Below are 11,100 nucleotides of genomic sequence, written 5' to 3' on the forward strand. Positions count from 1 at the left end.
GTCTCACTCCTTATTGATATTTTGATTCAGATCTTATTGATTCTCGATGCCTTTGCGCAGGGCGTTCCAGGCCAGCGTGGCGCACTTGATCCGCGCCGGGAACTTGTTAACCCCAGACAAGGCTTCGATGTCTTCGTTCTCTTCGAATTCCACGTCCTCGCCTTTCATCAGGGAGGAGAATCTCTCCGCCATGTTTAGGGCTTCTTCGAACGTATGGCCCTTCACGGCTTCCGTCATCATAGATGCGGAGCTCATGCTGATCGAGCAGCCTTCGCCCGTGAACTTGGCGTCGGTCACCTTGCCGTCCACGACTTGCAGCTGCAGCGAGATGCGATCTCCGCAGGTCGGATTGTTCAAGTTGATCGTAACCGACTCTTCATCTAAGGTTCCGCGGTTTCGAGGGTTTTTATAATGATCCATTATAACTCTGCGATACAAATCATCCAATTGCATGGCCGAAGAACTCCTTTGTTTGGATTAGGGCATCGGCCAGCCGGTCGATATCCTCTTCGGTATTGTACAGGTAGAAGCTCGCCCTGGCCGTTGCCGATACGTTCAGCCATCTCATCAGCGGCTGGCAGCAATGATGGCCGGCTCTGATGGCTATGCCCTTGGAATCGAGCACGGTCGCGACATCGTGAGGATGCACGTCGTCCAGATTGAAGGTCACAAGTCCGACACGGTCTTCCTTCGGACCGTAGATCGTGATCCCTTCGATGGAGGAGAGCTTATCGTAAGCATATGCCGCAAGCCGGCGCTCATGACGCTCGATCTCGTCCATCCCGATGCTCTCCAGGAAATCGATGGCGGCGCCAAGTCCAACCGCTCCCGCGATCATCGGCGTGCCGCCTTCGAACCGGTAAGGAATTTCCTTCCACGTGGACTCGTACAGCTCGACGAAGTCGATCATCTCGCCGCCGTATTCGATCGGCTCCATACCGTTCAGCAGCGCTTTCTTCCCGTACAGGGCGCCGATTCCGGTAGGGCCGCACATCTTATGACCGGAGAAGGCATAGAAGTCAACGTCCAGAGCCTGCACGTCGATCCGCTTGTGAGGCGTGCTTTGGGCCCCGTCGACAACCATAATCGCTCCGTTCCGATGGGCGATCGTGGCGATTTCCTTAATCGGATTGACGACGCCGAGCACGTTCGACACGTACGTCATCGCGACGACCTTCGTATTCGGCGTAATCGTCTTCTCCGCGTCCTCCAGCGAGATCGTGCCGTCCGGCCGAAGAGGGATGTACTTAAGCGTAGCCCCTGTCGCCTTCGCCGCTTGCTGCCAAGGAATGAGGTTGCTGTGATGCTCCATCGGCGTAATGACGATTTCGTCGCCTTCGCCGCAGACCGCTCTCGCGTATCCGGAAGCGACCAGGTTCAGAGCCGTCGTCGTGCCTCTGGTAAAAATGATTTGCTCCGGCGTCTCCGCGTTCAGAAATGCGGCAACCTTCGCCCGAGCGCCTTCATAAGCGTCCGTAGCCCGGGAACCGAGCGTATGAACGCCGCGATGCACGTTCGCGTTATCCAGCTCATAGTATCGTTTGACCGCATCAATGACGGAACGCGGCTTCTGGGAAGACGCCGCGCTATCCAAGTAAACGAGCGGATGCCCGTTCACCTCTTGATGCAATATCGGGAACTGCTCCCGTATCGCATGTATGTTCATCCTTCAAGTTTCCTTTCGAGCAGACGCTGCAGCTGGTTCCGCACCGCTTCGACCGAAATTTCCGATACGACCGGAGCAAGGAAGCCGTAAATAATTAACCGCTCCGCGTCCTGTCTGCTAATGCCTCTCGACATCAAGTAGTATACTTGCTCGGGATTAACTTGCCCTACGCTGGCCGCGTGACCCGCCGTTACGTCATCTTCGTCGATCAGAAGAATCGGGTTCGCGTCGCCGCGGGCTTTCGGGCTCAGCATCAGCACTCTCTCGGTTTGAACGCCGTTCGCTTTCGTTGCGCCGTGCTCGATTTTGGTGATGCCGTTAATGATCGCCGAAGCGGAGTCTCTCATAACCGCGCGCGTGATCATGTTGCTGTCCGAGCTCTTGCCGAAGTGCACCGCTCTCGTAGTCAAGCTCATTTGCTGGGCGTTATTGCCTACGCTGATAACCTTCACGTCGGAGGTGGAGCCTTGGCCTTTCATGACCGATTTCGTATCCGACAGCGTGTGGCCGTCGTTCAGGTCGCCGATAATCCACTCGACGCGGCCGTCGTTCTCTACGACAGCGCGGCGAATCGTCATGTCAACGCCGCCTTCGCCAAGGGAATGGACGGAACCGTAACGCACGAGGGCGCCCGGCTTCACGAACACTTCCACGATGGCCGGATGCACGAACTCGCCATTTGCCTTCGACTTGTCCGTTACCACGCAGTCGACGTACGTCACGCGGCTGTTCGCTTCGGCAACGACAAGAATGTGCGGAGCGAACGTCGCGCCCGCGTTATCGTTGAACAACACGGCCTGCAGCGGCAGCTCGACCTCCACGTTCTTCGGCACGTATACGAATACGCCGCCGTTCCAGATCGCGGCGTTCAGCGCCGTCAATTTATCTTCGTCCTTATTCACCGCTTGGAACAAATAAGGCTTAACGAGGTCGCCATGCTCTCTGCATGCCGTCTCCAAATCCGTGAAAATAACGCCCTTGGACGCAAGCTCGGCGGACAGTTGCTTCCATACCACGCCGGAATTGCGTTGAACCAGCAAATTCTCCGTTCCTTCCGCTACCAGCTCTTGCACGTTCGCAGGCAGCTCGGCGAGCGAAGCGACAGCCGCAGGCGTCTCGTAGCTTCCAACCGCCGTTAGGTTCCAGCGTTCGATGCGGACTTTCTCCGGCTTAGGCCATTCGATCGTCCCGGCAAGCTCCGCCGCTTCGCCGCGAAGGCTAACGAGCCAATCCGGCTCGCCTTTGCCGCGCGCGAGCGTTTCCGCGGAATTGCGGTCGGTCGGAGTGGTTAGTTGTGTGCTCATTTCGTAATCCCCCTTCTCCGATTAAGCCTGGCCGACCGTTTCGTCTTGAATGCCAAGTTCTTCTTTTACCCAGTCGTAGCCTTCGTTCTCCAGACGCTGAGCAAGCTCAGGTCCGCCGGATTTGACGATGCGTCCTTGCATCATAACGTGGACGAAGTCCGGCGTAATATAGTTAAGCAGACGCTGATAATGCGTGATGATCAGGAAGCCGCGGTCTTCGGAACGCATAGCGTTCACGCCGTTGGCAACGATGCGGAGCGCGTCGATGTCGAGACCGGAATCGATTTCGTCGAGCACGACGATCTTTGGATCCAGCAGCATCATTTGAAGAATTTCGTTCCGTTTCTTCTCGCCGCCGGAGAAGCCTTCGTTCAAGTAGCGGTGAGCGAACTCAGGATTCATTTCCAGTTCTTTCATCTTGCCTTCCATTTGGCGGATGAACTTGATGAGCGAGATCTCGTTGCCTTCTTCACGGCGGGCGTTAATCGCGCTGCGAAGGAAGTCGGAGTTCGTCACGCCTGGAATTTCGCTTGGGTACTGCATCGCGAGGAACAGGCCAGCGCGCGCTCTCTCGTCGGTCTCCATCTCCATCAGGTCTTCGCCGTCAAGGGAGGCGCTGCCTGCTGTTACTTCATATTTAGGATGGCCCATCAGCGCGGAAGCAAGAGTCGATTTACCCGTTCCGTTCGGACCCATGATCGCGTGGATTTCTCCGCCTTTGATCTCCAGGTTGATGCCTTTCAGAATTTCTTTTCCTTCGATTTCGGCTTTCAGGCCGTCGATGACAAAATGCGTTGCCATATTATACTGATCCCTCCAAGGTTGGTTTACTTCGTCGATTGCTGATTCTCACTGATTCTCAATAATCATTATAATTTAACTTTTGTTATAAATCAACGCAAGAGGCGTCACGAAAGGCGAATCCTCCCGAGTTTCATAACATCTTCATCTTCCTAATGCCGACAAAATCCGCCGCTTCTCCTCTTCGAACCGCTCGTCCGTCATAACAGGCTTCATGGCGGGCTCCGCGACCGGATCCTCCAGGCTTACCCACGATTTGCACCCGGTATACGCGGGCCTCATCGGCGCGAGGATCGGCTCCTCGAGCTTGTAGACCTTGAGAATCAGCAAATGCAGCGGCTTCTTGCGCTTCCACTTGAGCCTCTCCTCCGCGAACGTGTCGGTCCAGATATGCAGCTCCCTCAGCTTATCGAGCGTTTCCTGATCGTTGATTTCGATATCTTGAACCGCTTCGGCATACGCTTCGAGCTTGATCGTGTCCGCTTCCGGCGACCATTCCTTCAGCGTCTCGTCCATCTCCTCCTGGAAGGGCTCCTTGAGCAGCTCTTTCCGCTGGTGCTCGTAGGCGGGCATTAAGTAGAAGCTTTGGCTTAGCAGCCGGAAATCCCGCGTTTCTTCAATAATACCGCCTTTGCGCATTACGAGGATCTGCTTGCCTTCTTGCAGCGCCTTAACCGATACAGCCCATTCCTTAAGAGCGATCGCCTCCCGGCTAATCTGTCGTTCCATGCTTTCTCTCCCATCCTTTCGGCATTCCATGAAGCTTCGCCGCCTTTTCTCTATTTTGAAAAAAACAGCGCATGAAGTCAATCATTGACGGGATAAGGTATTCCATGCCGAAAAATTATCCATTATACTAAAAGGCATGGTATCTGAACGACCAGATCAATTCGGAGGTGTGCGAACATGTCTACCTATCATCCCTTGAGCGAACAAGAAGCGATTCGGATCGCCCAGGATATTGAAGGATTTTTCCCGCCCGGCGCCTCTCTTGCTTGCAGAGAGATCGGCGACGGCAACTTGAACCTTGTATTCCATATTACGGACGGCGTCAGCGGCAAGAGCCTTATTATGAAGCAAGCCCTTCCTTACGCTAAGGTCGTCGGCGAGTCCTGGCCGCTTACTCTCGACAGAGCCCGCATCGAAAGCGAGAAGCTTCTGATCGAGGGCAAGCTCGTTCCCGGACTGGTTCCGGCCGTGTACCAGTACAATCCGGAGCTTGCGCTTACGGTTATGGAAGACTTAAGCGATCATGTCATCATGAGACAAGGCCTGATGAACGGCACGCGATATCCGTTGTTCGCCGACCATATTTCTACTTTCATGGCCCGGACTTTATTCTTCACATCCGATCTCGGAATGAACCAGCAAGAGAAGAAGCTCCAAGTGAAAGCGTTCATTAACCCCGAGCTGTGCAAAATTACGGAGGATCTCATCTTCGACGATCCGTATACGGACTCGCCGAACAACAGCTTCAATCCCGCGATCCGGGACGCCGCGGAAGCATTGTGGACAGACGGGGAGCTCCACCTGGAAGTCGCGATTCTGCGCGACAAATTTTTGACGAACGCCCAAGCGCTTCTGCACGGGGATCTGCATACCGGCAGTATTTTCGCGACGCCGGCTTCGACGAAGGTGATCGATCCCGAATTCGCGTTCTACGGACCGATGGGCTTCGATGTCGGCGCCGTATTCGCCAATTTGCTCCTAAACTTCGCAGGCCAGGAGCATTGGAGCGGAGACGCGAATGCCCGCGCCGAATTCCGCCAATACTTGCTAGATACGATTGTAGACACTTGGCATCAGTTCGACGAGAAGTTCCGCGCCCTTTGGAACGAGCACGGCGTGGACCGTCTAGCTTCCGCCGCCGCCGGCTATCAGGAATTTTATATGCGCAGGCTTCTCCAAGACACGATCGGCTTCGCCGGCTGCAAGATCGTGCGCCGGATCGTTGGCTTGTCCCATGTCGCCGATATCGACCGCATCCCGGACGACGCTAGCCGCGAGCGGGCTCAAAGACTTGCCCTCGCGATCGGCACAAGCCTGATCAAACGAAGCAGAACGGCAGTATCCATTCAAGAGCTGATCGATGCGGCCAAATCCGCAATCAGCCAATAACGCACGCACGAGAGAAAAGAGGTACTCAAAGCATGACAGGAACTTACGCTGGCCTGCAATCCGTTATATGGACAGGCGACAAGCTTGACCTGCTCGACCAACGGCTGCTGCCGGAGGAAATCGTTTATTTGCCGCTCACGAGTGCGGAGGACGTATGGGAAGCGATCCGCCATTTGAAGGTGCGCGGAGCTCCTGCGATCGGCATTTCCGCCGCTTACGGCGTTGTGCTGGGCAGCAGCTCCGCAACCACGCTTGAAGAATGGAGCGCGGCCGTTCAGAAGGAAGCGGAATATTTGGCAACGTCCCGGCCGACCGCCGTCAACTTGTTCTGGGCGCTCGACCGGATGAAAGCCGCCGCGTCCCGATTTGTCGAATCGGGATTGACGCTCGAGTCCTGCAAGGAAGCACTGATCCAAGAGGCGATCGCCATTCAAAGCGAAGACGAAGAGACGAACCGCCTGATCGGCGAGCACGCGCTTACCCTGTTCAAGGACGATATGGGCGTGCTGACGCATTGCAACGCGGGGGGACTCGCCACCGCCAAGTACGGAACGGCTCTCGCCCCGTTCTATCTCGCGAAGGAGCAAGGCATGAACATCCGCGTATTCGCGGATGAGACTCGTCCGGTATTGCAAGGCGCGCGCCTTACGGCGTTCGAGCTGCAGCAAGCGGGAGTGGACGTGACGCTGATCTGCGACAACATGGCCGGCATGGTCATGTCCAAGGGCTGGGTCGACGCCGTTATCGTCGGCACGGACCGCGTCGCCGCCAACGGCGATGTCGCGAACAAGATAGGCACGTACAGCGTAGCCGTGTTGGCCAAAGCCCACGGTATTCCGTTCTATGTAGCTTGTCCTTTGTCAACGATTGACCTTGGCACGCCGACAGGAGCGGACATTCCGATTGAAGAACGGGGAGCCGAGGAGATTACGGAGGGCTTCGGCAAACGCACGGCGCCGGAAGGCGTCAAAGTATTTAATCCCGCGTTCGACGTAACCCCTCATGAATATGTAACGGCAATCATTACCGAGAAAGGCATTGTGCGGGCGCCATTCGAGGAAAATCTGCGCAAGCTGTTCGAGGCTTGATCAGAGATTCGGCAGCCCCTGCTTACGCAACGAACCGGGGCTGCCATCTATACAGCATAACGGATGTCTATCCTTCTGGAATTGGAAACCCTTTATAGCATTAGGCGCAGAGCCTCCGAGCCTTTCATTCCTGCGACAATACCCAGCGATTCCGCTTTGAGCGTAACCGATTCCAATGGAGCATCCATTAGCTCTTCCAACGTACGGACGCCGACCGCGCGACCCGCGATGATTTCCCGTTCGCTCAGCTTCTCGTTGAGGAGGGCAACATCAAGCGCTCCGCACATAATGTATCCTCGGTCCGTCGAGATGGAAAGGAGAGTCGTCTTGGGCAGCTTCACCTCTGCGCCAAGCACGGTTTCCCCGCTCTCCAGCCGGAAAGGAACCAACCGCATCATATCGTATCCACCTCCTTCGGCATGAATGTCGCATACTGACTGCACAACCAGTATATGCGGCAAAACAAGCGCAGTGTGGATAAATGCTCATATTGGTCAAAGAATGAGGCAATAGACAATTCGTTAGAGCTGCATGACTTCATAAAGCGGCGGGGGAGAAACCATGAACAAGCAGCAGGGTAACAAGCAGCAAACCTATATCTTCCAAGTGGAGATCATGGTGGAGGACGAGCATCATTCAACTGCTCTTGAACAATTGATACAGGGATTGAACCGCGGAGGCTGGGCGGATTATCGGATCTCGTCGGGCATGCAGCTCGGCAAATTGATGGCTCAGCGCAGAGCGCAGTCCTCCGGCACTCCAACGCCTGTCCCGGTATCCCCTGAGAAGGAGAAAACCTCGCCTAATCCCGAGAGCGCTGCAGAAACCGGACACCCGGGCCTGGAGGAAATTCGGGCTTTCATGAAGAATAATTCCTTGATCCGGCTTATCGTCAACAGAGGGCTAGGCGTCAAGCTGAACATTCCTTGCCGAATCATCAATATCGACGAGAACGCGAACGTGATGACCGTCTATCATGTCGATGAGAAGCAGGTCTATTCGTTCCGCTTGAACGAAATTGAAGATTTTATTGGATGAGAAACAAAGGACGATGCGATGGCTGCCACAGCCTTCGCATCGTCCTCTTTCATTAGCAATCGATTAACCCGCTTTCAACATCTGAGCTATATTTTCGCTTGGGACAGGCGGACTCCAGAAGTACCCTTGCATCTCGTCGCATTGATGCTTCCGCAGAAACTCCATTTGTCCTTCCGTTTCTACGCCTTCCGCTATTACTTGAATATTGAGGTTATGAGCCATAGCGATAATGGCGGCGACGATCTCGGCATCGCTCGGATCCTGCTGAATATCGCGCACGAAGGAACGGTCGATCTTGAGCCGGTCGATCGGGAAGTTCTTCAAATAATGGAAGGAACTATAGCCCGTGCCGAAGTCATCGACGCTTATGCCGACCCCCAGATCCGTTATCGCAAGCAGGCAGCGCGAGATATGTCCGATATCGATGGTCATGGATTCCGTAATTTCAAGATCCAAGTATTTGGGTTCGAGTCCCGTCGTCTGGAGCACTTCCGCGATGCGGCTCGCCAGATCATGCTGCAGAAATTGTCTAATGGACAGATTGACGGACACCGGCATCGGAGGCAGTCCCGCGTCCTGCCATTCCTTGTTCTGCCTGCAGGCCTCCCGCAGAACCCAATCGCCGATCTGAACGATCATTCCGCTCTCTTCCGCAAGCGGAATGAACGCGCCTGGCGACAATAATCCGCGGACCGGATGCTTCCATCTGACCAATGCTTCGACGCCGACCATCTTCCCGCTTACCAGATCGTACTGCGGCTGATAATGCAGCACGAATTCATTGCGCTGAATCGCTCTGTACATCTCGTGCTGAAGCTTCAAGCGCTCGAAGGAAGAATTGCTCCACGACTCCGAATACAGCATGCAGTCGTTTTTGCCGCTTTCCTTCGCTTTGACAAGCGCCATGTCGGCTTTCTTGAATAGCGTATAGCCGTCATCCTGCTCGATATGATTCGTAACCAAGCCTATGCTTGCGGTAATATGTACGGGAAATCCTTTCAGCTCGTACGGCTCTTCGATGGCCTTCATGATGTCCCGGGAACGCTCCATCAGCTCCTCATCCGACTGAATGGAGCCTAGCAGCAGGGCGAATTCATCGCCTTCCATCCGCGCGGCGAAATCCTGCTCGGACAATCCGCGGTTAAGCCGTTCGGCAACCTGCATAAGCAGCATATCGCCGAATTCCCTCCCGAACGACGCGTTCACCAATTTGAACCGGTCGAGATCCAAATAACAAATCCCGATCATTCGCTCCTCTTCCTTGGCTCTTGTCAGACTCTCGGTTAATTTCATCTGGAAAAGCGTACGGTTGGGCAAGCCGGTCATATCGTCGTAATAAGCCATATATCGTATCCGTTCCATGTTGCGCTTCCGGTCACTTAAATCCTGGCTGATCATCAGAGCTCCGATGACCTCTCCATCCTGCTGCATGGGAGCGCATACGACCTGAAGCTCAAGCGGAAACCCGGACCGATGCGTGATCAGGATGTTCTTCTGATACGTCTTCCCGTTCAAAGCATATTCAAGCGCTTCCTGAAGATCGGGTCTGCTGCCTGGATCCACCATGCGCATAATCGGCTCGCCGATCACGTCCGCCCGCTGGTAACCGAGCATGCGGCTCGACGCTTCATTCATCTCGATCACCTTCGAATCCCGGTTCAGCACCGCGAGCGGGACGGCTTCCGAACGAATCAAGGTGTCGACCAGGGCGGCATGGTAGTTATGGAATAGATCGCCCGAACGTCGCTTCATCATTAATATCGCGGCCGCGAACAGAAGCGAAGCCGCCACTGCCCATGACGTCCATCTATACATTTCATCGGATATTACGAAAAACGAAAGCGCTAGCCAAGCCGCGGACAATGCCGCGATCCCCGCGCTGATCATCCAAGAATCCGTCCAATTCTTTATCCGTCTCGCCACACACAAACTTCCTTCCTTATCTAAGTCTGTCAAGCGATAGCTAGAATTATTATAAACGAATTAGACGGTTTGGCATAGAAATATTTGTTATAGTGTTATTGTTTTTACGTAAAAAATGTCGATTAATGTCGCGTCGATTCGAAAACACGAATAATAGATTATTTTTTTGCCCTTTTGGCCGCAGCAGCGATTACGAATCCCCATCCCGTCAGCATTAATACGCCGCCAATTGGCGTTACCATGCCAAGCTTGGAGAAACTTGTTAATGCTAGAATGTACAAACTTCCGCTAAAAATAATCATGCCGGACAAAATAAGACGGCCGCCAATCAGCGCCTTCCTGCTCTCTCCGAGCAGCTTATCCATCACCGAAATGAGCATTAGGCTTAGTGCGGCGTACATGTGATAACGGACGCCCGTCTCGAACACGTCCAGATAATGCTCCGAGATTTGGCCTTCCAGACCGTGCGCTCCGAAAGCGCCAAGAGCGATGGCAAGCGCCGCGCCCACCGCGCCAATTAAAAAATAATTTGGAAACATCTGTTTTCATCCCTTTCGAAATTGTGTATAATTTTCCCAAACCAATGAAGGAGAGAGTACATAAATGACAAACGAGCAAAACCCGAACAACTACGACCCGAATGAACAGAACCGCCCACAAAATTATAGCAACACAGGCTATACGAATTTCAGCCCTGTAACCGATTATCCAGGCAACGCCCCTGTAAAGATGAAGCATTCCGGGCTCGGCATCGCGTCCTTCGTGCTCGCTTTGGTCGCGGTATTGACCATCGTAATCGGCATTATTATGAGCGTTGCGGCCGTCGCTTCTTCCCCGGATTTTATGAATGCAACCGAGGATGAGATCGCAACGGATATTTTGGAGGGCGGCGGAGGCGAGTTCGCGACTCTGATGGGAGCCGGACTGCTCATGCTCCTGTCCATTGGCATCTCTATCGTCGGTTTAATCCTTGGCATCATCGCCGTCGTCCTGAAAAATCGGAAGAAAGTATTCGGCATTATCGGACTTATTCTGAACGCGTTAATGGTGCTGGGCGTCGTGATGCTGTTCGCGATCGGCTTAGTCGCGTCCTAAAGAACGCGCCTTATAAACGAAGGTCTGCCGGATGCTCGTCCTCACGGACGGCTCCGGCAGGCCTTTT

Annotated in this window: 12 protein-coding genes; 4 read left to right on the plus strand and 8 right to left on the minus strand. The window is 54.3% G+C overall.

Going from position 1 to position 11,100, the window contains the following annotated elements:
- Window positions 1-33 precede the first annotated feature (33 nt).
- The 5 genes from sufU to NQZ67_RS10760 form a co-directional block, all read right to left on the minus strand.
- The gene (gene sufU / locus NQZ67_RS10740) at window positions 34-453 is read right to left on the minus strand and encodes a Fe-S cluster assembly sulfur transfer protein SufU (RefSeq protein ID WP_257445326.1); all 420 of its coding nucleotides are present in this window, start codon (window positions 451-453) and stop codon (window positions 34-36) included.
- Window positions 440-1,666 (minus strand): cysteine desulfurase, encoded by a 1,227-nt coding sequence (locus NQZ67_RS10745; protein WP_257445328.1) that lies wholly within the window; start codon window positions 1,664-1,666, stop codon window positions 440-442. Before NQZ67_RS10745 ends, sufU begins: the two co-directional genes overlap by 14 nt.
- On the minus strand, window positions 1,663-2,970 hold the full coding sequence (gene sufD, locus NQZ67_RS10750; protein WP_257445330.1) for a Fe-S cluster assembly protein SufD: 1,308 nt from the start codon (window positions 2,968-2,970) through the stop codon (window positions 1,663-1,665). The genes NQZ67_RS10745 and sufD overlap by 4 nt, the downstream gene beginning before the upstream one ends.
- A gap of 21 nt (window positions 2,971-2,991) precedes the next feature.
- Window positions 2,992-3,771: a Fe-S cluster assembly ATPase SufC gene (gene sufC, locus NQZ67_RS10755; RefSeq protein ID WP_257445331.1), complete on the minus strand. Its 780-nt coding sequence runs from the start codon at window positions 3,769-3,771 to the stop codon at window positions 2,992-2,994.
- 144 nt (window positions 3,772-3,915) lie between these two features.
- Window positions 3,916-4,500, minus strand: coding sequence for a DUF1802 family protein (locus NQZ67_RS10760; RefSeq protein ID WP_257445333.1), 585 nt, complete (start codon window positions 4,498-4,500; stop codon window positions 3,916-3,918).
- 177 nt (window positions 4,501-4,677) lie between these two features.
- Between NQZ67_RS10760 and mtnK the strand changes: the two genes are divergently transcribed.
- The gene (gene mtnK / locus NQZ67_RS10765) at window positions 4,678-5,889 is read left to right on the plus strand and encodes an S-methyl-5-thioribose kinase (RefSeq protein WP_257445335.1); all 1,212 of its coding nucleotides are present in this window, start codon (window positions 4,678-4,680) and stop codon (window positions 5,887-5,889) included.
- 32 nt (window positions 5,890-5,921) lie between these two features.
- Window positions 5,922-6,977, plus strand: a complete 1,056-nt coding sequence (gene mtnA, locus NQZ67_RS10770) for an S-methyl-5-thioribose-1-phosphate isomerase (protein WP_257445337.1) — start codon at window positions 5,922-5,924, stop codon at window positions 6,975-6,977.
- A gap of 92 nt (window positions 6,978-7,069) precedes the next feature.
- Here the strand turns inward: mtnA and NQZ67_RS10775 are convergent, their stop codons facing one another.
- The gene (locus NQZ67_RS10775) at window positions 7,070-7,375 is read right to left on the minus strand and encodes a YunC family protein (protein WP_257445339.1); all 306 of its coding nucleotides are present in this window, start codon (window positions 7,373-7,375) and stop codon (window positions 7,070-7,072) included.
- Window positions 7,376-7,538: 163 nt separating this feature from the next.
- Here NQZ67_RS10775 and NQZ67_RS10780 point away from each other — a divergent pair, with 163 nt between their 5' ends.
- A complete protein-coding gene (locus NQZ67_RS10780) occupies window positions 7,539-8,015 on the plus strand; it encodes a hypothetical protein (protein WP_257445341.1) in 477 nt (158 codons plus the stop codon).
- A gap of 63 nt (window positions 8,016-8,078) precedes the next feature.
- Here the strand turns inward: NQZ67_RS10780 and NQZ67_RS10785 are convergent, their stop codons facing one another.
- A complete protein-coding gene (locus NQZ67_RS10785; protein WP_257445342.1) occupies window positions 8,079-9,938 on the minus strand; it encodes a putative bifunctional diguanylate cyclase/phosphodiesterase in 1,860 nt (619 codons plus the stop codon).
- Window positions 9,939-10,096: 158 nt separating this feature from the next.
- The gene (locus NQZ67_RS10790) at window positions 10,097-10,477 is read right to left on the minus strand and encodes a DUF423 domain-containing protein (RefSeq protein WP_257445343.1); all 381 of its coding nucleotides are present in this window, start codon (window positions 10,475-10,477) and stop codon (window positions 10,097-10,099) included.
- Between the two features lie 64 nt (window positions 10,478-10,541).
- On the opposite strand from NQZ67_RS10790, the gene NQZ67_RS10795 reads away from it, so the two are divergent.
- On the plus strand, window positions 10,542-11,033 hold the full coding sequence (locus tag NQZ67_RS10795) for a hypothetical protein (RefSeq protein ID WP_257445344.1): 492 nt from the start codon (window positions 10,542-10,544) through the stop codon (window positions 11,031-11,033).
- Window positions 11,034-11,100: the final 67 nt, after the last annotated feature.

The sequence above is a fragment of the Paenibacillus soyae genome (assembly GCF_024623455.1).
GTDB lineage: Bacteria > Bacillota > Bacilli > Paenibacillales > Paenibacillaceae > Pristimantibacillus > Pristimantibacillus soyae.